Origin of the sequence: Flectobacillus major DSM 103 (genome assembly GCF_000427405.1) — a bacterium.
Taxonomy (GTDB): Bacteria; Bacteroidota; Bacteroidia; order Cytophagales; family Spirosomataceae; genus Flectobacillus; species Flectobacillus major.
This window is the reverse complement of the sequence record NZ_ATXY01000005.1, coordinates 193,483-216,925: the sequence shown is the minus strand read 5'-3', so window position 1 is coordinate 216,925 and position 23,443 is coordinate 193,483. Positions and strand designations below refer to the sequence as shown.

18 protein-coding genes, 1 tRNA gene and 2 riboswitches are annotated in these 23,443 nt (G+C 37.7%); of the genes, 4 read left to right on the top strand and 15 right to left on the bottom strand.

Features of this window, described 5'->3' with window-relative positions:
* Window positions 1-10 precede the first annotated feature (10 nt).
* From FLEMA_RS0101955 to FLEMA_RS0101945, 3 genes are read right to left on the bottom strand one after another with little or no spacing between them, the layout of a single operon-like run.
* Entirely contained in the window at window positions 11-820 is an 810-nt protein-coding gene (locus FLEMA_RS0101955) for a sugar phosphate isomerase/epimerase family protein (RefSeq protein ID WP_026994000.1), read from the bottom strand.
* 23 nt (window positions 821-843) lie between these two features.
* A complete protein-coding gene (locus FLEMA_RS0101950) occupies window positions 844-1,680 on the bottom strand; it encodes a phytanoyl-CoA dioxygenase family protein (protein ID WP_026993999.1) in 837 nt (278 codons plus the stop codon).
* A 6-nt stretch (window positions 1,681-1,686) separates the two neighbouring features.
* Window positions 1,687-2,886 carry a Gfo/Idh/MocA family protein gene (locus FLEMA_RS0101945; RefSeq protein WP_026993998.1) on the bottom strand — a complete coding sequence of 400 codons (1,200 nt, stop codon included), beginning with the start codon at window positions 2,884-2,886 and terminating at the stop codon, window positions 1,687-1,689.
* Window positions 2,887-3,032: 146 nt separating this feature from the next.
* Here FLEMA_RS0101945 and FLEMA_RS0101940 point away from each other — a divergent pair, with 146 nt between their 5' ends.
* Window positions 3,033-3,917, top strand: a complete 885-nt coding sequence (locus FLEMA_RS0101940; RefSeq protein WP_229359330.1) for an AraC family transcriptional regulator — start codon at window positions 3,033-3,035, stop codon at window positions 3,915-3,917.
* A gap of 51 nt (window positions 3,918-3,968) precedes the next feature.
* On the opposite strand, the gene FLEMA_RS0101935 is transcribed toward FLEMA_RS0101940, so the two are convergent.
* The 5 genes from FLEMA_RS0101935 to FLEMA_RS0101915 form a co-directional block, all read right to left on the bottom strand.
* On the bottom strand, window positions 3,969-6,341 hold the full coding sequence (locus FLEMA_RS0101935; protein ID WP_026993996.1) for a glycoside hydrolase family 127 protein: 2,373 nt from the start codon (window positions 6,339-6,341) through the stop codon (window positions 3,969-3,971).
* Between the two features lie 321 nt (window positions 6,342-6,662).
* The gene (locus FLEMA_RS0101930) at window positions 6,663-7,571 is read right to left on the bottom strand and encodes a sulfite exporter TauE/SafE family protein (RefSeq protein ID WP_026993995.1); all 909 of its coding nucleotides are present in this window, start codon (window positions 7,569-7,571) and stop codon (window positions 6,663-6,665) included.
* Window positions 7,572-7,593: 22 nt separating this feature from the next.
* Window positions 7,594-8,805 carry a sterol desaturase family protein gene (locus FLEMA_RS0101925; protein ID WP_026993994.1) on the bottom strand — a complete coding sequence of 404 codons (1,212 nt, stop codon included), beginning with the start codon at window positions 8,803-8,805 and terminating at the stop codon, window positions 7,594-7,596.
* Between the two features lie 536 nt (window positions 8,806-9,341).
* Window positions 9,342-9,992, bottom strand: coding sequence for a redoxin domain-containing protein (locus FLEMA_RS0101920; RefSeq protein ID WP_026993993.1), 651 nt, complete (start codon window positions 9,990-9,992; stop codon window positions 9,342-9,344).
* Window positions 9,993-10,026: 34 nt separating this feature from the next.
* Window positions 10,027-10,098: transfer RNA gene (locus FLEMA_RS0101915), tRNA-Cys, on the bottom strand.
* Between the two features lie 310 nt (window positions 10,099-10,408).
* On the opposite strand from FLEMA_RS0101915, the gene FLEMA_RS76890 reads away from it, so the two are divergent.
* Both FLEMA_RS76890 and FLEMA_RS0101905 read left to right on the top strand, forming a co-directional pair.
* Entirely contained in the window at window positions 10,409-10,585 is a 177-nt protein-coding gene (locus FLEMA_RS76890; RefSeq protein WP_159102647.1) for a hypothetical protein, read from the top strand.
* A 9-nt stretch (window positions 10,586-10,594) separates the two neighbouring features.
* Window positions 10,595-12,112, top strand: coding sequence for a tetratricopeptide repeat protein (locus FLEMA_RS0101905; protein WP_052353912.1), 1,518 nt, complete (start codon window positions 10,595-10,597; stop codon window positions 12,110-12,112).
* Window positions 12,113-12,292: 180 nt separating this feature from the next.
* Here the strand turns inward: FLEMA_RS0101905 and FLEMA_RS0101900 are convergent, their stop codons facing one another.
* The 7 genes from FLEMA_RS0101900 to FLEMA_RS0101870 form a co-directional block, all read right to left on the bottom strand.
* A complete protein-coding gene (locus FLEMA_RS0101900; RefSeq protein WP_026993991.1) occupies window positions 12,293-13,069 on the bottom strand; it encodes a DUF4397 domain-containing protein in 777 nt (258 codons plus the stop codon).
* Between the two features lie 31 nt (window positions 13,070-13,100).
* A complete protein-coding gene (locus FLEMA_RS67205; protein WP_044170503.1) occupies window positions 13,101-15,848 on the bottom strand; it encodes a TonB-dependent receptor in 2,748 nt (915 codons plus the stop codon).
* A 190-nt stretch (window positions 15,849-16,038) separates the two neighbouring features.
* The gene (locus FLEMA_RS67200; protein WP_052353911.1) at window positions 16,039-17,346 is read right to left on the bottom strand and encodes a peroxiredoxin family protein; all 1,308 of its coding nucleotides are present in this window, start codon (window positions 17,344-17,346) and stop codon (window positions 16,039-16,041) included.
* 231 nt (window positions 17,347-17,577) lie between these two features.
* On the bottom strand, window positions 17,578-18,522 hold the full coding sequence (locus FLEMA_RS0101885) for a cytochrome-c peroxidase (protein WP_026993990.1): 945 nt from the start codon (window positions 18,520-18,522) through the stop codon (window positions 17,578-17,580).
* 45 nt (window positions 18,523-18,567) lie between these two features.
* Window positions 18,568-19,026 carry a protein-disulfide reductase DsbD domain-containing protein gene (locus FLEMA_RS0101880; protein WP_026993989.1) on the bottom strand — a complete coding sequence of 153 codons (459 nt, stop codon included), beginning with the start codon at window positions 19,024-19,026 and terminating at the stop codon, window positions 18,568-18,570.
* A gap of 123 nt (window positions 19,027-19,149) precedes the next feature.
* Entirely contained in the window at window positions 19,150-19,791 is a 642-nt protein-coding gene (locus FLEMA_RS67195; RefSeq protein ID WP_229359328.1) for a YceI family protein, read from the bottom strand.
* A gap of 31 nt (window positions 19,792-19,822) precedes the next feature.
* A complete protein-coding gene (locus tag FLEMA_RS0101870; RefSeq protein WP_026993988.1) occupies window positions 19,823-21,103 on the bottom strand; it encodes a peroxiredoxin family protein in 1,281 nt (426 codons plus the stop codon).
* Between the two features lie 271 nt (window positions 21,104-21,374).
* Window positions 21,375-21,471: riboswitch (SAM riboswitch) on the bottom strand.
* A 344-nt stretch (window positions 21,472-21,815) separates the two neighbouring features.
* Window positions 21,816-21,911: riboswitch (SAM riboswitch) on the top strand.
* A gap of 149 nt (window positions 21,912-22,060) precedes the next feature.
* Here FLEMA_RS0101870 and FLEMA_RS67190 point away from each other — a divergent pair.
* Entirely contained in the window at window positions 22,061-23,293 is a 1,233-nt protein-coding gene (locus FLEMA_RS67190) for a cysteine desulfurase family protein (protein ID WP_229359325.1), read from the top strand.
* Window positions 23,294-23,443 lie beyond the last annotated feature (150 nt).

Genomic DNA, 23,443 nt, shown 5'->3' with positions numbered 1-23,443 from the left:
TATAAACATATTATGTTTTGTACCTTTCTTTGAGAAGGTTCATCATATATACATTGATTTCCCACTGATTAGCTACGGGCATTTGGGTATAGGGCAATACAGGCATATAAGTGGCTGGCCCAAATTCGGTGGTAATAGTGAGTTGAGTGCCTTTTTTTCGATGAATATCAACAACCTTGTCCCACCAAGACAAATGAGCTTGTAGTGTTTCAGACCATTCGGGGGCTCTAGGGTCATTGACTTGTGGCCCTTCTGGATGTCCTACTCGGCTATGAATATGATGCGTATGAGCAATAGCCAAATCGGTGTATTCCTGCTGGTCGGCTAAAAGAGATTCATGGACATTGCACCAGTGCGAAATATCTAGGCAAATCCGTAAATCAGGTATTTTAGAGAGGTATTGATAAGCCACAGGAGCAGCAAAAAGGCATTTTCCTCGATGCGTTTCATGGATAATGGCAATACCTGTTTCTTGACTTAACCGACGAGCAATATCGAATAAACGCTTATTTTGCTCAAAAGTAAAATAGTCTTTCCCTGTTTGACTATTAATAAAAATAGGACGAGCTTCAATAAGATGCCTTAAATATTGCTCAAAAGTTGTAGCGTGGGCATCAATATTTTTTTCATGCGATTGCCAGTATTGTCCAATCAATTGAAGTTCAAAATCATGCAAAATTGATAAGATTTTTCGCTTTTCTTGTTGTTCAAAAGGTAAGTGCATTTCTACACCTGTGTATCCTGCATTTTTTACATTGTTACAAAAACTCTCAAAGGGCAGTGTATTGCCCCAAAGTGGAGCATAAAATTGTGGCACCATAAATAGCAATATTAGGAAGTTGTTTATTTGAGGGCAATATCGGCTTCTTTTACCAAAAAATCTGCTACCTCTTCGCTGAGCCCTGCTGTATGCCAAGTAAGTAGGGCTTCGTCAGGAACGAGGTCGATAGGAGTAATACTTGAAATAGAAGCCGTAGAGGCATTATACCCAATATTAGAAGCTCGATTATAACATGAAATTAATGACCACCGAGCTTTATCGGAAAGGTTGGCTTCTGAGCGATGTAATAAATTACTATGGAAAAAAAGTACATCGCCCGCCTCTAGTTCAACATATACCAAATCCATTGTTTTTAGTGCCAAGTCAACATATCGCTGAGAAGCCCCTACCTGCTCGCCCGAAAAACCATGCTCTACCCGTCCCATTTTATGCGAGCCTTTGATAACCTGCAAACAACCATTTTCGGGGTTAGCTTGGGTAATAGCCACCATCACAGACATCATTTGATTGGGTAAAATAAATTCGTTTTTATACCAATATCCGTAATCTTGATGCCATTCCCAAGCCCCTCCTACTTTTGGTTCTTTTTGCATGAGCTTTGAATGAAAATGACATACAGCCGCATCGCCATCGAGCAAATAGTTGACCGCCTTTACCAAGCTTTCACTTCTTGTTAGTAAGCCATAAATGTCATTGCCAGGTTTGTACCATAACGAAAGCTTGCTTCGTTTGCCTGAGCTATCATTGACACTCATAGCATTTTTGCTAATTACCTCATCCTCAATGGCAATATTATAGAGTTTGGACACTTCTTCGGCCTGAAAGAAATGCCTTAGAATCAAGTATCCATCGCAGTGATACTGTTCTATTTGTGCTGGGGTCAAGGTGGGTTTTGTCATGATATATCACAAATTTGAAAGTGTTTCGATTTCAATTACCTCGCCATTAGTTTTTTTCTTCAAAATCACTTTTTTGTCGCCATTAGGCAATAATTCTTCTTTGATAAGCCAATGGTCGGCGTCGTATTCTTTATAAACCGAGGGAGGAGTTTGCCCTACTAACCCTCGCCAGATTGGTAATTTTACGGCCTCCCACTGTTTGGTTTTGGCCGATACAAAGGCAGCATCCAAAATAGCATTTACTACATAGCCGTCATAAAAAGTTTCTTGAGGCTGGCGTTGATTTTCGATAGCGTCAAACATATCTGTAAACATGTTGGGATAGCCCAACTCATGGGCTTCGTCGCCTACAGGAAATAACCAACCTTTGTTTATTTCGGCTTTTTCGGCTACATATCCTGCACCATTACCCGTGCTAAATACCTCAAAGCCAGTTCGTAAAAAATTATTTAGCCAAATAGAACCCTCAGTACCAACTACCTCATCACGCAGATCCATACCACCCCTAAAGCTCCAACTTACTTCAAACTGCCCGATTGCTCCATTTTCGTATTTTACCAAACCTATGGCATGGTCTTCGGCTTCTATAGGATGCACTTGGGTATCTGCCCAACACATTACTTCTACGGGTTTGATGTCTTTTCCAATAAAATTTCGACCAATTTCTACGCAATGACAGGCCAAATCTATGATAGCTCCACCACCCGATTTTTCTTTGTCCCAAAACCAATCGCTATGAGGGCCAGGGTGAGTTTCCCTTGATTTAGTCCAAAGCACCCGACCTATATTTCCTTGTTGTATACTCACCAGCGACTTCAAGAATTTTGGAGTATAACATAGGTCTTCGAGATACCCTCCAAAGATTCCAGCTTCTTCTACCAAATGTAGCATTCGTTCTGCCTCGGCGGCTGTTCGGCCAAGAGGTTTTGTACAAAGCACGTGCTTCTTAGCTTTGGCACAAAGCTCTACTGCAATTTCGTGTAAATGATTGGGCAACGAAATGAGTACAACATCTACTTCAGGATGGCCAATGGCTTCTTCCATATTGTCGGTAAAGTGCTGTAAATGAAAGTCATCGGCAAAACGCTTGGCTTTATCAATATTGCGAGAATATACGCTATAAATAAAATCTTTTCGTCTTTGTGAATGTAAAGAACTTGCATAAAAACGGGCAATAAACCCAGACCCTAACATGGCAATTTTCATTGGCTTAATGGTAAAATGTGGAGATAGTTGTTGAAATACACTAGTCAGTATTATATCAATTTTGTATATTTAATATTATTTATTTCACAAATAACCTATTTTATATACTATATTTCCACCACAAATCAACTTTAACCGATACTATTTTGACCAATTTGATAGCACATAAAAATGCGGTATTCCAGAAGCTTCCACTTACGGCAGGAAGTTCGTTTATTGTCAAACGTTATGAGTCGCCTTATTTTGAAACACCTTGGCATTTTCATGAAGAATATGAATTGGTATTTTGTGAAAGAGGTTTCGGTAAAAAATTTATTGGGAATAGTTTTTCTGATTATCAGGAAGGCGAAATTGCCTTTATCGGGAAAAATATACCTCACTTATTCAAGGCAGATGACTCATTTTATCAGGCGTATGCCCAACAAAAGCCCAGTTCGATTGTCATCCAATTTTCGGAAGATTTTTTGGGAAAAGATTTTTTCAATAGTCCTGAAATGGTTACTATGAAAAAGATTTTGGTATTATCTAAAAATGGCCTATTGGTTTTGGGAAAAACCCACGAGCATATCAGGCAAATTATGATAGAAATGCTAGAAATTAACAATATAGGGAGGCTTTATAAGCTTTTTGAAATCTTCATGCTTCTTTCTAATTGCGACGAACTACAGCCTATTTCACCTAGTATAATTAGTGGCATAAATATCAATGATAGTGTCAAAATGAATAGTGTACTTGACTATACGTTACAGCATTTCAGAGAAGACATATCTATTGCCCAAGTGGCTGCTCTATCGCATCTTTCAGCATCTGCTTTTTGTAGGTATTTCAAATCTAGAACACAAAAAACATTTTTGGGCTTTGTTATCGAAATGAGGCTCAATGAAAGTCGTAGGCTTTTGCGTGAAACAAACTTATCGATTCTCGAAATTTGCTACGAGTGTGGGTTTAAAAATTTATCTAATTTCAATCGTTTGTTTAGGAAGCAATTTCAGCAAAATCCAATGGAATTTCGTCGAAATCAGGGTTTGTAGGATTGTGGGATAAGTAAATCTTAAAAATCCCACAATCCTGATACTAGCTTCTTATTTCAAAAGACGTATTTCATAAATTGGCCCTGTTGATTCCTGATTTTTAGCCACAATTTTTAAGGCTATAGACACACTATTTTTTATATCAGCAGGTAATTCATAGTCTACTTCTATGATTTTTTTGATGTTGCTGGCTTCCAAGCGTACCGTTTGCAATACAGTATTATTCAGTACAATATCAAATACCCTAGGTTTATTGATACTAGCATAACGCAATCGTAATTTTTGAGCTTTCTGTTCTGTATTTCTCAGATCATAGCTCATCCAATCGGTAGTACTTCTCCAGAAATTGCCTAACTCACCTCCCATATTGGTTTGATTACCCCTAAAGTTATGGTCAGCTTCGGGCTGTTGTTCCCCCAAGGCAATTTGGTCTATGGTTTGCTGTTCTAATGCAAGTTTTAGTTTTTCCTGTTCCTGAATTTCTTTTATTTTTATACCCAATTGATCTTGTGTCATTACTGGCCAATACAGCATATACCGAGCTTCATGTATTTGATAAAAAGGTACTAATTTTAAAGTTTGATACTTTTGAGGATAGACCAAGCTACCTAAAGAAAAGCTAAGGTTTTGTTTGCTAATAGGCTTTATTTCAGACAAATAATTATTTGAATTACTGACCAATATAGGAGCTTCATTCAGTGGATATAACTTTCCAGAAGCTTCATGCCCCATTCTACTATCATTGGCCCAAATACCTTTTAAGTCGGTAGTATCTGTGGCTGCAGCCAATACAATAGGCCCGTGCAAAAATGACACCCAAGGCGAGCCATCGGGTAGGGCTTCGGCTGTAGTCTCCATCGGTAAAACTACCCTTATCTTGTCGCCCGATTTCCAGGTTCGAGTCAAAGCCACATAAGAAGAAGGCTGATTATTGATAGGTATATTTTTGCCATTGATAGTAATTTTCAGGGCCTGAGGTTTTACCCATTTTGGATAGCGAATATGTACCGTAAATTGTTTAGGATGAATCAGTTTTAGGGATAGCTCGGTAGATTCGCTAGCTGGAAATTGAGTGTTTTGGGTTAAGGTGAGTCCTTTTTCTTTCCAGTTGAGGGTAGATGCCATGAATAAATTCACATAAACATCGTTGTCGGAATGAGCGTAAATCAAATCACCGTATTTCCCATGATTTTCTAAACCTGAACCTACACAACACCAAAAGCCTTGTTGTGGCTGAGAATACACCCGATAATGCCTAGGACGAATAGGCGTAAAATAGACAAATCCGCCGTGTGTAGGGTGTTGTGACGACAAAATATGGTTGAAAAGCGTTCTTTCAAAAAAGTCAATATAGCTTGCTTGGGGGTTTGACAAGAAGATAGATTTTGTCAGTTTGAGCATATTGTATGAATTGCAGGTTTCGGGGCCTTGATTTGATTCAAGCATTGGGCCAAAATCATTGGTAGGATTGAAATGCTCTCTAAAACTATTGCCACCAAAAGATACACTACGCTTTTGGCTTACATTTTGCCAGAAAAAAACAGAAGCTTTTGCCCAGTCTGGATTGTTGGTTAGTGACGCAATTTTCTGAAAACCAATTACCTTTGGGATTTGCGTATTGGCATGTAAACCCGTCAAAGCGTCTTTTTGCTCAATCAAAGGATTTAGGATAGCTCGGTGCGATATTTTTTGGGCAATATCCAAATACTTTTTATCCTGTGTAATTTCATAAATATCAGCAAATACTTCGTTCATACCGCCATGTTCGGTTCTCAGCATCTTTTGAATTTGTTCGTCGCTTAGATTTTGAATAGTGTTGGCAAACCAGTTGGACAAATTCAGTAACACATCAAGGGCCTGCCTGTTACCAGCTATGGTATAGGCATCGTACAAGCCCGCAAATAGCTTGTGGATATTGTATAGAGGAACCCACGTATTATTAAGCCCAAAACCGCTACCGTCCAAATCGCCTTTGGCTATTCTTGCCCAAAATACCTTACCTTGTGGAATACCTCCTACGTAGCCATCACCATTTTTTTGCTGACACAAAGCTAACTCACCTACCATATAGTCTAGGCGTTGAAGTAATACAGGGTTGTTGGTAGAAGCGTACATCAAGGCCAAAGCTGATAAATAATGCCCCCCAATATGACCATCTAAGCCAGAGTTCTCCCAATTGCCATACCGCTCGGCTTTCAGTGGCAAACCTGCGTCTATCCGATAAGGAGCAAGTAATCTATCTACATCGAGGTCGAGGATATATTTCATATCGACATTCTGAGCATTCAGAAAAGGCCCTTCTTTCAAACGAACAGCCTGTAAAGGAAAACTTTTGATAGATTCTATGGCTGGTTGTTGCTGACCAAAACTTGGTAAAAAGCTTGTTATAAGCCCACATAGTACCACTAATTTTTTGCTAAACATATTGAATTATGGTATTAAGAAGTAAGTAAATTAAATTGTGTTAAATTGACACAAAACTAATTAATCTTTTTACCATTTAATACTTTTATCCAAAAATATATTTGTATAATATCAAAATATAGGAAGGTATGCCAGAAGGAGTGTTTAGAATAGCCAAAAATCGTGAATATTTATAGTATTGGGTCGGTATAAATATACAAAACACAGCATTACTTCCTGCAATGCTGTGTCTGTTCAGTGATTTTTTAGTAATAAGTAAAAGATGTATATTGTTGTAATATATTGATTATCAAATTTTTAAAAATAGTTGCTCTATGGTATTTAGAATATTGCACTCAAAATGGTACGGGCACTTAATAAAATTACAACTGTACCCACCAAAATCATCAAAGGGCGACGAGGTACTCGGTTGATCAGAATAGCACCAAAAGGTGCTGCAATAATGCCCCCTATTACCAATCCCAAAATAATTTGCCAGCTATTTACACCTTCAAATAACAAAAAAGTAATACCACTAGAAAAAGTTATCAGAAATTCTGCTGCATTGACCGAACCAATAGCATAACGAGGGTTACGTCCTTGTCCCAATAAAGTAGAGGTTACAATAGGCCCCCAGCCTCCCCCGCCTATCGAGTCCATGAATCCACCAAAAACAGCTAACAAGCCCACCTGTTTTGTTTTCTTTTTTGTAATATTTTTCTGAAAAGCTTTTCTCAATATAACAATCCCCAACACAAACATATAAGCTGATATATAGGGTTTTATGACATTTCCATCGATGATTTCAGCAAGTAAATAAGCACCAGTAACCGCCCCAACTACACCCCAAAGTAAAGCTTTGAAAAGCTTGATATTGATATTTTTAAATTTATAATGCGAAAAAGCCGAAGCTCCTGTTGTAAACATCTCAGAAACGTGTACACTTGTACTACTCAAAGCTGGAGGAACGCCAATTCCTAACAAAAAAGATGTAGAAGTAATACCATAGGCCATTCCGAGTGTACCGTCTACCAACTGAGCGGCAAGCCCAACACCAACATACAGCCAAAAGTCTTGCCCCAACCAATTGTAGGCTACCTGCGAAGCGTGAACGATTTCTTGCTTTCCTATTATTACCAAAGAAAGACCAAGATAAATCACTACTACAATCGACCACATCAGGGTTTCTTCTAATAGCGTCCATTTTCCAGAAAGAGCTAAATCTTTATCAAGCGGTTGTACGTTTTCCATTATGTCTTTAGTTAAATATGAATTAATTAACACCATACAGTAGCCTCAAGTACTGCGAGTTGAGTGTTCTGAAAAATAGACTTATTACCGTTAGTAGCCCAACAATAAGGCTCAAGTAAAATGTATTTGAAAAATAAATACCTATAATCAGCACCGTTAGGCACAAGCGACTGTATTCTAGGTAAAAAATCCATCGTTTTTGCTCTAGCAAAGCACCACAATTTACCAATGTAAGCAAAATAAGTACTGCAATAAGCACCTGAATCGTTACAGGAATTTGGGCTTGATAATAAATCACACCAAACAAAATACCCAAAATTACAATCATCTGAATCGTAACATAATTCTTAAATCGTCCTGTAGAAGATTCTTCCTTAACACTCACCAAAAAACGGTGTTCAAGGGTATTTCTTATTTCGGGGTCGATGATTTCGGGTTTACCAAAAAGTATTTTTAGTTTTTCTTTCCAAGTAGGCACTTGTCGGCAGGCATACAGCAATTCTAACATAAAATGAAAATGCTGCCACAAAAAACTATAACTTTTGATAGGTTTGGTAAGCCCATAAACAGGCTCTTCTACTTCTTCGGCAAAAGTGCCAAATATTTTGTCCCAGATAATAAACATATCGCTATAGTTTTTATCCAGGTATTGCTCGTTACAAGCATGATGCACACGGTGATGCGAAGGTGTTACCAAGATATATTCTAAAATTCCTAATTTACCTACTGTACGAGTGTGAGTAAAAAACGGATAAATACCATGAATCATCAATACGATGGTAATCATGTCGGCCGAAAAACCAATAATCGGCAAAATAGACCAGAAAAATGTACGAGCAACAGCCTGAAATATCGTAATACGTGCCGAAACCGTAAAATTAAACTCTTCGCTTTGGTGATGTACAATGTGTACGCTCCAAAGCAAATTGACTTCATGCCCCAAACGATGATACCAATACCACAACAAATCGGTGAGTAATAAAAGGGCTATCCACGATATAACGCCCGATTGAATATCAAGAATACCCCAGTTTTTTTGGATATAGTCATAGAAAAAATAAAATATCCCTACCGTAAAGCAATCTATCAACCTTTCGGCAATACCTACGTTGAGGTTTGAAATAGTATCCTTAAAACTGTACAGTTTTCTTCCTTGTTTGCGTGCAATAAAAAACTCAAATGTCATCAGCACAAGAAACAAGGGTATGGCAAAAGCAAGATATTTAGTGTGCATTTTATCAGGTCAACTTATTTAGATTTGTTTGATATATATTTAGTGTAATGCTCCAAGACTCAAGGCATTGGGTTGCCCATAAGGACATACCCAATGTCGAGTACAATTCTCCAAAAACAATCTCAATGAATTCCTAGTATCGCACTATAATTGAGTTTTGGTAAGAAATGGCCTTCTTACGTTGAATTGCCTTGGATAACCAACCAATTTTTTCATTCACTATTTTTACTTTACTTCTAAAGTCTACTTTAAGTAAGTTACAGATTTTGATAAAACTAACTTGTTGATAATAAGCTATATAATTATTGCAAACAAGCGTATTTTGTACTTTTCAGATGGCTGAACCTTAGCACAAATGGAAATAATTATCGCTCAGCAGAAATACGGAAATACCTAACAATATGGTTACTATTGTACCTACCAATCCAAGTAGAATTTTTTCGCCAAGATTAGTCTGTTCTAAAAATGAGTCTGTTAGTATTTCTATTGCTTTCATAATATAAATTCTATAGTTTTTATAGACTAATATTGCAACATTAAGCAGCCAGTTCTTGCATAATTACAACAGGAATATTTTTGCTTGCACCAAACACCGACGCTAACATTTCGGTAGCCTTAAAAGGTTTGTCGAAGTTGTGGTCAACAGAGGCATACACTACTTTTTCACTTGCCGAAATAACATACGTAGCAGGCAAAATTACATCGTCCGAAATACCAGCAATACGTTCCCAGATAGGAAACTCGGGCTGATACAAACCTAGCTGTGCTGCTAGTTGGTTATGAGGGTCGGCCAGTAGGTTGAAAGGAATATCAAAATGCTGAACCATTTCTTTTACTTCTTTTTGTGTAGCTTGTACAACTACCAATAAGTTTCCGCCAAAATGTAATATTTCATGATACGCTTCTACTAATTTCTGAAGGTGTTTTAGGCCATAGCCGTTCCATCCTCCCGACAAAAAACTAATAACCAGTGGCTTACGATTCATCAATCTGCGTAAATGCACTGGTGGTTGGTTGTCAAAATTATAAGGAATATGCTGTAAGATTAAAGCATTTTTATCTAATGTCAAACTTGGAAATCTATCTCCTACTTTCAATAAAGAAGCACGATTAGGTTTCTTATAGGTTTTTAAAGGAAAATTTCTGTCCCAATTCAAATGTATATAGTTTAATTGATTAGTGCTCATCTGACAATTTACTTTAAAGTGTTGTGAATTATTTGCGTCAAGAGTGGACTCGAACCACTGTTAAAGGCTTTTGCATACCTTCGCCTAACCACTCAGCCACTTGACTAAAATCTTATGTTCATGCTTATGAATTGCTATAGCTAAGTTGATATGACAAAATTACAAGATTAAAACTACTTAATCTATAAACTTTATATACTTTATTTTCATAATATACACTAATGAAGAATAATGTATATTATAGAAATTTTATGTATTTAAAAGAAGAATTTAATAAATGATATATGTCATTTATAGCAATTTTACGATAAATAGAACTCATTTGAGCTAAAAAAAGAGAGAAAATACAAAAAATAAAATATACTAATTCTATAGATTATATATTTTTAATATATTTGTAAAAACTACTTATCACGATGAAAACAACGATAACATCTTTTGCCACTCGATTTATTTGGCTTATTCCGCCATTCACGATATTACTTATTACAGCAATTGGCAATCCTAATTTGTTCAAAGAAAAACAGAAGAAAAACAAGAAGATTTATCTGAGTAGTCAGGTAATTATCAAGGATAATTTAGCAAAACGATAATCCATTTACATGAATCAAAGCACACAACAACAACTCCTTAAAGGTCAAGTTTTCCGTATTTTATTAGGCATTGTATGGTATTGGTTGGCTAGTTATGGCCCTATTACCCAAGCTCAAACGTTTGATTTTACGCCTGGTTTGCAGAATGCTTACACCGAGGTTACCAAATTCAAGATTCCACACGCCCGACAGCTATTAGCCAAAGAACCTTCCAATAATGGTATCAAAATTTGGCTCGACGACCTTGCCGATATGATTACCGTTTATGCCAATGAAAGTGAAGGTGATTATGATAACCTATACGACAAAGCCGACGAACGATTAGATATGCTCGAAGATATTGACCCAAAATCGCCATACAATCGCTTGCTTCGTGCCGAAATCAAATTTCACTGGGCTTTGGTTCAAATGAAACTTGGCCACGAAACCAAGGCAGGCATGAATGTTATTGGTGCTTATAAGCTATTGGAAGAAAATAAAAAATTATTCCCTTCTTTTACTCCTACCAACAAAATCCTTGGCGTAATACATGTTTTGATTGGCTCTGTTCCCGAAAATTATCGTTGGATTACCAAAATATTAGGTCTCAAAGGTAATATAGACCAAGGTGTTCATGAATTAGAATTGGCAAGTCAAGACAAAATTTTTGGTACAGAAGCTCGTTTTTATAAACTATTTGTACAAAGCTATATATTGCCCATCAACGACCGTGTAAGAAACGAGGTAGCCGACTACATACAAAAAAATCCAGAAAGCTTATCGGCTGTGTTTTTGGGTGTGGCCATTGCCGAAAAAGATAATAAAAGTGAGCAGGCATGGCGTATTCTTCAAAAAATTCCTACTACACAAGGGTATTTGGTATTACCTATTTTTGATTTGTACACAGGGGATATTTATTTGCAAAAAGGCCAATACGACAAAGCAGAGGTATATTATAGCAATTATCTTAAAAAATTTAGAGGGCATAGCTTTATCAAAGATGCTCACTATAAGTTGTTTCTTTGCAATTGGCTAGGCGTTGAAGACAACAAGGCGAAGGGCTATTTATTACAAATCAATAATGTAGGAAAAAAGCTATCAGAGTCGGATAAGGCTGCTCAAAAGTTTTATGAAACATACGCTAAAACCAAAAGTTTACCTAATAAAGCTTTAATCAAAGCTCGATTTGCTACCGATGGCGGTTACTATAAAGAAGCCCTAGAATATATTAACGACCTTTCAGAAAGTGTATGTACTAGCACTATCGAAAAAGCTGAATATAATTTTAGAAAAGGCAAAATTTTACAAAATCTCAACGATACCGACCAAGCTATTACACTTTTTGAACGAAGTGTAACTTTGGCGAGTAATCTTGATACCCATTTTGGAGCAAGTTCATCTTTACAATTGGGCTATATTTTTCAAAAACGAAAAGATAATAAAAAAGCTATTGGATGGTTTGAAAAGGCTATTTCCTACAAAAAACACGAATACAAAAACTCAATAGACAACAAAGCTCAGGCGGCTTTAACAGAATTAAAAGAGTAACAAACATGCGTCATCCCGAATTTTGGGATAATTTGTAATAAAGCCTTCTTGTGAGTATTTATTGGAAAAAAAGCACACAACTCTAAGGCATTTATTGATTATTCGGGATGACTTGTGTTTTCATGTTAAATTTCAGAATCACTCATATCGATGAAGTAGTTTAAAATGCTATTCCTTTTATCAGTTATGAGTAAAGCTATTTAGGGTAAGAGCTGTGTCGGTAACACCACTCAGATAAATGGTATAAATCTTCCCTTCTTGAACGGCTATTTCTTGTCGAGCTAATGCCAAATTACTTTCGTTGGCAATTTTGGTAAGCTCAAAACGTAAAGTTCCAGCATCGACACTCACAAATGGCCCAAGCGAATAGGCACTCAAGCCTGTTCCAGCAATAATCGAGTTTCCTGCACGGCCATAAGCAATACTATTGAACAACGTATTACTATTGGCTTTTACCCTAATATCGCTTACCAACGGAGCCAGATGCACAAATCGTACTTTGGCTTTACCAGCAGCAGGAGCAACCAAGTCATCATAAAATAAAATCAAGGAATCGTTAGTTACCGAGTTTTTCTTTCTAATAGCAAAAACCGTGTGGTAATAATCTGGAATAGGGCCATTGGGGCCACCCGACGCTCCAAATGTAGCGGCATTGCCAAACTGAGTTGATGCCTTTAAGGTACTATTGCTTCCTTCTGAAAAACTGATCTGGACATCACCAAACTGAGTATTGATATAATTAGTGGATTGGTTTTGAGTTACTAAACTACTTGTTACACGCGTAATGTATGTCCAAAAGTGTATTGAAGCACCATTATTTCGTGCATTAACAAAGCGGATTTTTGCCGAAAGAGGTTCGCCTTCTTCCTGAAAATCGAGGTATGATTTTTTGCAGGATGTCAAAGAAAGAGCAATAATAGAAATAATACCCCAAAGATATTTTGAATGAATTGTCATAATTACCAAGATTAAATGAAATACTCAAGAACTAAAAAGTAGCTGCCAAACGCACAAATGCACGACCACCTGTCGATACAAATTGCCCCCCTCCTGGTGTGGCAATACGTCGGCCAGCCACTAACTGGTCGGTATAATCGGCCAATACGTTGAACACATTGTTTATACCCGCAGTAACCTGTATAGTTGGTGAAATTTTGTATCCTGCCGACACATCGGTAATCCATTTAGGACTAAAGTTTTGGTAGAAAATATTACCCCCGCCAAAGTTGGTTGCCACATTAACATCGCCAAAATGTACAGTTCTCAACAAGAAATTCCAGCGGTCAATAGCATATAATCCTTGCAAACTAATTTTCCTTTGTGGAATAGACGATTCAACACGCACCTTTTCGGTTGGACTTACAATTACATCTACAAAAGCTTCAAGACCCTTGGGAGTGTTGATTTTGCGAATTTCATTTTTGCCAAAATTAGCCGCCGCAATAAAGGTAAAATTACCATTGCCTATTTGGGCCTTATAGCTAGAGGTAATATCTATTCCACGAGTTCGAGAGCTGATGGCATTATAAAAGAAATTGGCCTGATTAGCCCCAGTAGCAGCAAAGGCAGCTTTTAGGTCGGCTGGCAAATTCGCAGCACTTGAGCTAAAGTTACCTGTTTGTACAATTCTATCATCAATATCAATCGAATAAGCATCAATAGAAAGTTCAATATTGCGACTCGCTTTTGAGGTAAATCCAAGGGTATATCCTCTTGATTTTTCGGGTGTCAAACTCGGAATACCCAAAGCACGAGCTGCCGCACTTACATTAGAGGCCGTTAAAATATCGACCCCAACCCCACCCAAAAACGAAGTGGAAACCGCTGTATAATAAAACTGGGCTAAATCAGGAGCACGAAAACCCGAACTAACCGAGCCACGAATAGCTAACCAAGGAGCAAACTGATAACGAGTAGCCGCTTTGCCTGTTAGTACGTTTCCAAAATCTGAGAAGTTTTCGACACGTAATGCTCCTGAAAGTGTCCAGCTAGGAGTAATGTTGGTTTCTAAATCCAAATAGGCCGATACAATAGAACGAGAAACATTGGTTTCGCTTTCTGGCCTAAACCCAGGGTAAATTTGCGAGCCAGCGGCAGTACCATTGAGGGCTGTTTGGCCAGCTTCTTGTAAATAAGGAATACCCTGATAAGTAGTATCTATGTCGTAAATGGTTCGGGTGTCGGCTTTGATATATGAGTTGGGTTCACCTTTTTCTACATAGTAGGTTTCTACTCGATACTGTGCCCCAAAAGCAATATTGAGCCCATGCAAAACTTTATCAAAATATTGGCTAAAATCTAAGCTAGTGGTATTTTGGCTTGCTCCATACGCTCCAGCAAAAAAATTCTTGGGGGTTTTCAAACCCAAACTTGCATTCAACGAATGTGTTACTCGATTGGTAAAGCTATTGCCTCCATATACATTGGAAAAATCAACCGACCACCCTCGTACTTTTCCACGAATTCCGACAGCCAATGATTTGTCTAAAATACCTAGTTCAATTGCTGGTAAAAAGCCATCTGGATAAATAAATGTATTGTTGCGTGTACCCCAGCCCGGAAGACGACGTACGGCTGTAAACTCAGAGTTGCGGTAACTCAATCCCCCAAAAGCATAAAATTCGGCTCCGTTGCTCAATGGCAAAGCTGCATTGAAGAACGTTAAAGCATCTTTTTGACGGTTGGGACCACTCCTTTGGTTAAAATATTTTCGGGTCAAACCTCTTTTTGCTAAAATAGCTTCGTCTATTTCTTTGGTAAAAATGGCATCGTAGTCTCTAACACCAGCACCACCACCATAAATTGGGCCTGTGTACAAGCCATTGTCGCCACCACCTACAGGCTCGGCAATACCTTGTGTACCAAATTCGGCTGTTAAATTGACGAAGCCTCCATTTTCGCCTGTTTTAAAACCATAATTGATACTACTTCTCGTAAATTCGCCATCGCCCGAATACCTTACGCCCCCTGTTGTACTAACCAATAGATTGTCGGTATTTTTTTTCAAAACAATATTGATTACACCCGCAATAGCGTCTGAGCCATACTGTGCGGCAGCACCGTCACGAAGCACCTCAATTCGTTCAATCGAAGCCGTAGGCAAAGCGTTGAGGTCATAGCCTGTCGAACCGTTGCCATTGCCACCAAAATTGATATTAGAACTTTTGTGTCGTCGTTTGCCATTGACCAATACCAAGACTTGGTCAACCGACAAGCCTCTTAGCTGAGCCAAGTTGGTTGCACTGGCAGCATCGCCCCCGCTACTTTCGGCCGAATGAAACGATGGTGCTACATATTGTAATATTTGAGTAATAGTAACCTGCGGAGCAGACTCTTGTAATTGCTTGATATTGACCACATCGACTGGTACAGGCGAGTCGAGCTTGGTACGATTGGCATTACGTGACCCCACAACCTGTACTTCACCCAAAGTATTTATAGAAGGGCTCAACGATATGTTTATTTCACTTCCTGATGTAATGGGTACTTCTTTGGTTTGATAACCAATAAATGAGAAAACCAACGTAGACCCCTTCAGGTAATTCAGCCTAAATGTTCCGTTGGGCGTTGTTGTAGTTCCTGTGTTTGTTCCTTTGATAACCACCGATACGCCAATCAGTGGTGAATTATCTTCTTGTGATGTTACTTTTCCAGTAACCACTTTTTGCTGTGAAAAGCCTTGATTCAAGCCGAATAAAGACAAAAGCAAATATAAAATTGTAGTTTTTTTGCCCATTAAATGAAAGTTTTAAAAAAATATCAAGGTAGCAGTATCATGCTATAAGTCATGGGCTTATAGAAGTACTATTCTCCAAAATCTTGATATTTATAGCCTATAATAGCAGGCTACATGAACAGAAGATTGAATATATTGATTGCTAAATCCATATCCCTTACTGGATTTAGCAATCAACAAAATATGAATACTATTTCAGACTAGCGGTTGTGATAGTAGCCTTTTCGTAGGGATTAGGCTCTGCAATAAGGGCATCTAGCACTTTGTTGAATTTCTTGGTATAATCTTTAAAATACTTGCCTGTAATTTCACCTGTATAACCTGTGTATATTTCACGAACATCACCGTTTCTGTCGATAATAATGGTTGTTGGGAAAGCCGCCATTCTGTTAAGTGCAGCGAGTTTTTCGGTTGCTACTTTTTTATCGGCAATTCCTCCAAAAAGAATATCGTATTCAATGCCAAAAAAATCACGAAGTTTTCCTAAAGTATATTTGGCATATTCCAAATCATCTTTTTGTTCAAATCCAATAGCAATAGCTTCGACACCACGGTGTTTGTTGGCCTTGAACCAAGGTGACAAAAAGCGGGTTTGGTCGGTACAATTAGGACACCATGTTCCAATTATTTCTACAATCACCACTTTGCCTTTGTATTTGTCATCGCTCAATGAAACCTGCTTACCTGTCAAATCAGGAAAGGTAAAATCTAATTTCTTATATCCTTCTTTCAGAAAAGTCAACTTATAAGGGTCTGGTAATGTTGCTTTATTATCTTTTACGGCTTCAAATTTTTGGGTAACATAAATTCCAAAACTGATTTCACCATCGCTAATAGATGTTAAATCGTCATTGATTTTGCCTCTGATAGCCACTGGACTAGGCCCTGTAAAACCTGAAAGACGAAATTCATTTCCTTGGATTGTTCCCTCGAGCTCACGGGTATCGCCTACAACGGTCATCAAAACGCCTGTAAGTTTATTGCCTTTTTGTTCTAAAAGAGCTACCGAATTAGCTGCATTGGGGTCTTTACTAATGATTTTGACGTTCCATTTTCCAGATACGTTGGTTACAGGTTTTTGGTTTTGGCCAGGTTCTACAAACCGATACGTTTTGCCATACTCAGCCACAAATGGCAGCGAGTTGCCTCTGAAGTTAGGAACAAGGCTTTTGTAAACCCCTTTAAAAGCTCCATTTTCATCTATTTTGCCTACCAAAGCTGCATCATAAGTATTCATCTTTACAAAAATGCTATCGCCTGCAATAGTTTTTACCTGAAAGTCATCTCGGCGGCTACCGTTCAGTAAAGTCAAAGTAGCTGATTCGATAGATTTACCTTTTATTTCAAAATTAAAAGGTACACGCGTTTCATTTACTTTAAATTCTCCACGCCATTTTCCTTCTTTCAGGATGGGCTTTTCGGTGGCAAAAGATACACTTGCCAACGACAAACTAAGTAGCGAGACCTGACACGCTCCTTTTAGAAAATTACTTTTCATAATACTATTTAGAATGTTTAGTGGTCCACCTTTACAAATGTAGAAGATACCAACCAATCATAAACTTGCTCAGGTGGACGAAGGGGTTTAAGTTAAGATTTAAGAAATAGCCAATAGATTACTGGCATTGGTCGTGATAGACCAAATGAAACTTGATGAGCCTCGTCATAGTTCTGGGATTTAGTTGTTGAAAAATAGTTAAAAATCAATTATTTAAGTTGTACACAAAATTTACTTTTTCAAAAATCTATCGTCGGTAAGAGCCCTTAAAAAAGCCTCTAAATCAGCTATTTCACTTTTGGTTAGGTTGAGCGGAGCACTCAACGACAAATCACGGTTGATACCATTCCTTACAATGGCATCGGGCTGGTTATAATATTCTATAACCTCTCTGAGGGTTTTAAACATACCATTGTGCATATACGGCGGTGTAATGGCCACATTTCTAAGCCCTGGTACTTTAAAATGCCCCAAATGGCTAGAATCTTTGGTTATTTTAAATCGACCAATATCATTTAGCTTTTTGCCGTCGAATAGGCCAATATTCTTGAACCTATCTGCCGTGAAATCTTCGCCAGCGTGACAATTAGAGCAATTAGCTTTACCAATAAACAAAAGCCTGCCTCGAATGGCCTCGGCACTCATGGCCGAGTCGTCGCCATTGATATAGCGGTCGTAAGGTGTATTGGCTGTTTCGAGTGTTTTCTGGTAAGCGGCCAAGGCATCACCCAAAAGTTTTTCGGTGGCTTGTGATTTATAAATTTTCTTGAACGCTCTACTATATACTTTGTCCTCATTGAGTCGTGCTACGGCCTGTTCAATAGGGAGATTCATTTCGATTGGTGAAATAATGGGTTGTATGGCTTGCTCTTCCAGCGAGTTGGAGCGACCATCCCAAAATAAGTGGATTCGGCCTGCCAGATTCATAGCAGAGGGGGTATTTCTGTCGGTCGGAGCTCCATCTACGCCTGTACTAAACTGAACGGTATCGGCAAAAGCCAGTTCTGGTTTGTGGCAAGAAGCACAACTAAGTGTTTTTTTAGAAGACAATATAGGGTCAAAAAATAACTTTTCCCCTAATGCTACTTTGTTTGTTGGTTCGTTTTCCTGCATACCATATTGAAAACTCATCAATACAACACTCACCACCGCAAGTATGCTCAAACACTTTTTCATCTTTAAATAATTAGAAAATTTTGGAAAAACTAAAATGTAATAGGCTTAAAATTGAAAGGTTTTTTCAAAGGGAATACAAACGCCTTTTTTGTCATGGCAAACTTGCCCTTTGATTGAGCCAAAAATATCGTAGTTGTATTCTACCACTCGTACTTTGGCTCGAAACTGGGCTTTTTGGGTAAAATAAGATATTTCTGTTCCCCAATTTCTATCTGTTTTTTTGAGGGGCGATATAGGCTTTATATCGGAACTGAGCTCGAACGACCCATTTTCTGAAAACTGAAATATAGTAGGCTGTGGGCCAACGTCTCCTTTAAAATCGGAGGAATAAAGCGACCATCCCTTTTCGATGGTTGTATCAAAAATCAATTCAACCTCATCTCCAACTTTGAAATTATCATTGGCAAATTTGAATTTCCAAGTTACAATTTTATCTATTTCCTGTGCTTGAACAAAAGTAGCCGCCAAGCTCAATAGTAGCGATAATAAGAGTGTTTTTTTCATGTTGCCTAACAATTGAATAAGGTAGGGGTGTCAATTCCTGAGAGAACCTTAGTACACCCCTAATTTTGTAATACTTTAATAATCATGTATTTATCTGCCCACAAATACATAATAACAAAATCGTTACTTACCTGTAGCCTTTGCCGAAGCTGTGCCAGCCTGAGCTACCAAGTTAACATCCAATTCAAAATCGTTGTCGATAGCTTTGTCGCCAAGGTTTTCAAAGAAGTTTTTTGAACGGAACTTAATGTCATATTTGGTACGGTCTACTACAATTTTGGCCTGAGCTGATACTTTATTTTTCTCAACTTTTACAGTTGCTGGAAATTTGACATCGCTAGTGATACCTTTAATCGTTAGCTTTCCTGCTATTTCGTAGTTGTCGCCACCTTTGGCTGTTACGGCGGTAGTTACAAACTTCGCTTTGGGAAACTTATCGGTAGCAAAAAAGTCATCGGCCTTCAAATGCCCTACCAATTTGGCATTATAGTCTTTATCGGTTAGGTCGGTGACGGTCAACGAGGCAACGTCTATTTCAAAAGAGCCACTTTTGAGTTTGTTATTGGCCACTACTAAATTGCCCGCACTCAAAGAGATATTCCCAGTATGAGCCCCTGTTACTTTTTTGCCCGTCCATACCAGCTTGCTGGCCTGATTATCAACCGTATAGTTGGCATCGGCAGCTTTTCCGTTATCGTTTCCAGCATTTGCACCTAGTGCCAATGCCAACAGTGTTGTGCATAATAAGGTTACTTTTTTCATCATAAATAGTTTATTAAATTGTTGTCTGTAAAATTTATTTAAGAGCTACTTCCGAAGTAGGAACAGGCTCGGCTATGAGTTTATCAAGGTCTTTGTTCCATTTTTTAACATATTGCTTAAAATATTTCCCTGTTACTTCGCCTGTATATCCTGTATGAATTTGTTTTACTTTGCCATCACGACCAATAATAATAGTAGTTGGAAAAGCAATCATTTTGTTAAGTGCGGCAAATTTTTCGGAAGCTACTTTTTTGTCGGCAATACCCCCAAAAAGAATATCATACTGAATATCATATTTCTCTTTTAACTTACCTAAAGTGTATTTGGCGTATGCTAAATCATCTTTTTGCTCAAATCCTACAGCGATTGCCTCTACACCACGGTCTTTGTTGGCTTTGTACCAAGGCGATAAAAATTGTGTTTGGTCGGTGCAGTTAGGACACCACGTTCCAACAATTTCTACAATTACAACTTTGCCTTTGTATTTTTCATCGCTCAACGAAACAGGCTTTCCATTCAAATCTGGTAGCGTAAAATCTAGTTTTTCATAACCCTCTTTCAAATACGTCAAAGCATAAGGGTCGGGCAATTCGGCCTTTTTGTCTTTTACCCCTTCAAACTTCACGTTGTTATAAATTCCAAGACCAACTTCGCCCGAGATACTTTTATCAGGATTGATTTTGCCTCGAATTAGCCATGGACTAGGGCCAGAAAACCCTGTCAATGTAAATTCGTCACCTTGAACAATACCTTCCAGCTCACGAGTATCGCCTGTTACCTTCAGGAATACACCTTTAAGCTTATTACCTTTTTGTTCAAAAACAGCCACTTGGTCGGCTACAGGCTCTTTGCTACTAATTTTGATAGCCCATTTGCCCGAAAGGTTATGATTAGCTTTTATTTCTTTTTCAGGCTCAACAAATCGGAAAGTTTTGCCATATTCGGCGGTAAAAGGCAAGAAATTACCTCTAAAATTAGGAACTAAACTTTTGTAAACACCCGAAAGCGTACCGTCTTCATGGATTTTAGCTACTAATGCAGCGTCATAAGTATTCATTTTGATAAATACCGAATCTTTTGCTGTTTGCTGAACGTGAAAATCGTCTCTTCTTGTTCCATTGATGAGTGTAAAGGTGGCATGTTCGGCATCCTTGCCCTTCACTTCAAAATTAAAAGGCACTTGTACCTCGTTTACTTTGAATACACCACGCCATGCACCTTCTTTGATAAAGGTACTTTGGGCATTAACTACATTGGCGGATAGCGTAGATAAGGCCAAACAAGCAATAGAGAGTAGTTGTTTCTTGGATTTCATTTCGTTTATTGGTTTTTGTTAATCTATTAAGTATATAGATTTAGTATATTTAAAAAAGATATAATACATACAAAAGCAATTAAAGTAATGAAAATCAAACATATACGCTATCAAACTGGCGTTTCTCCTAGAATTTATGCCTTGATAATCAGGTAATTAATCACTAATTAATGAGTTACTTATTAAAATGGTTGAAAAAAGTAATTTTGATACCATCTATTGAAAACAGCACATAATGCTATCCAACATGATAAATGGCTTAATTACTTAAGATTTATCGTTAGAATTAGGTTGGGGCACCTTGTTGGTGGCTAACAGGTTGCCAGAAGTTCGTCGAGCCTAATCTCTCCCTTCGTTCTTTATAAATCTATTAATCTAGTTATTCTATAGGACAAATTTACATAATAAAAAATTACATATCCAAATTATTCTGAAAAAAAATCTGATAAATATCATTTTATGCACTTATCCAATACTTGTAGTTGTAATGAAAAAGTTTTTCACCGCTAGTCATATCACTCGAAAAAAACTCATAATCAATGACAAAGCTACTACAAGGCTTATCCAAAAGTGTTTAATCAACCGTTCATTCACTGACCCATAATTCACTTTATAATAATCTATCAACTCCTTTTTAAACTAATAAAATAAATTTTGCAAAAAAATTTGGAATTGTCAAAAGACATAAAGAACTTTGCCTATCGAATAAATAGATTTATAAAGAATGAAGGGAGAGATTAGGCTCGACGAACTTCTGGCAACCTGTAGTCATCAGCAAGGTGCCCCAACCTAATTCTAACGATAAATCTTTCCAATCCCAATACTAGAAATATTTATTGTACTGATTAAGAACCTCATATATAGTTTTAGAGATATAATCTATAAAATCCATATACTAAATATATTAAAGTGAAAAAATGGTGAATTTAGTGGGAACATACCCTAAACCTATTGACTATGAAAAAGCTCGTAAACAACAACCTAAAAACAAGAAAAGACATGGAGATTTATTGTGATAACGCCGCAACAACAGCCCTCGACCCTGAAGTACTTAATGCCATGATTCCGTATTTGACTAATCAGTATGGTAACGCATCTTCAAATCATATTTTTGGCCGAAAAGCTAAAGAAGCAGTAGAAGAATCAAGGCTGACAGTTGCCAAGTTATTCAATGTTTCGCCTAATGATATTTTTTTTACCTCGGGTGCTACCGAAGCCAATAATTTGGCTATTGCTGGAGCTGTAAGGACATTTGAGGTGCAGCATGCCATTACTTCGAGAATAGAACATAAGGCTGTTTTACAAACCTTAGGGCAATTTTCGCAGGAAGGAGAATTAGAAGTGAGCTTTGTACAGCTAGATACTAAAGGAAATATTGATTTTGAACATCTCGAAAATCTGTTGAAATATAATCCACAAACATTGGTTAGCCTAATGCACGTCAACAATGAAATCGGGAATATCAACGATATTCGGCAAATAGGATATTTAGTAAAAAAATACGATGGCCTATTTCATACCGACACCACACAAAGTATTGGCAAGTACAAATTTGATATTTCTCTGCTAAATGTAGATTATTTGGTGGGTTCGGCTCATAAATTTCATGGCCCCAAAGGTGTTGGTTTTATTTATATCGACAAGTATAAGCGAGTAAAACCTCATACTTATGGAGGGGCTCAGGAGCGTGGTACAAGAGGCGGCACCGAAAATGTGGCTGGAATTGTAGGATTGGCCAAAGCCCTGGAAGTGGCTTATCGTGGACTAGAGGAATACCGTAATCATATTGCCTATTTGAAGTCATATTTGATTGAGCAGCTCAAAAACAGCCCAATACCCGATATTTCTTTCAATGGAGCAAGTGAGTCTGAAACAGCCAGTAGTTATAATATCGTAAATGTGGCTTTCCCACATTTACGGAAAGGTGGGCCTTTGCTCGATAAGCTCGACAAGCTAGATATTGCGGTGTCGGGTGGTAGTGCTTGTTCTAACTTGACCAGTGCAGGCTCGCATGTATTAAAGGCTTTACAACAAAACCTCGACAAAGATAATATCAGATTTTCGTTTAGTAAATTCAATACTCCTTACGAAATCAAGGTTATTATTGATACCATTCGTGCGATTTACGAAGAAGACAGACTCCCTAAAAATGTGACTCCGTTGGCAACACCATTACTAGCAACAGCATAGAATAATACAATTATTTGTTTTATAATTTCAACATATATAACTTTTTAACTAAAATAATACAATTTATACGGTGATTGTTTGCAGATAAGGGATGAATGATTATATATTTGCCTACTAAACATATAGATTTTATATTTTATCTATAAACAA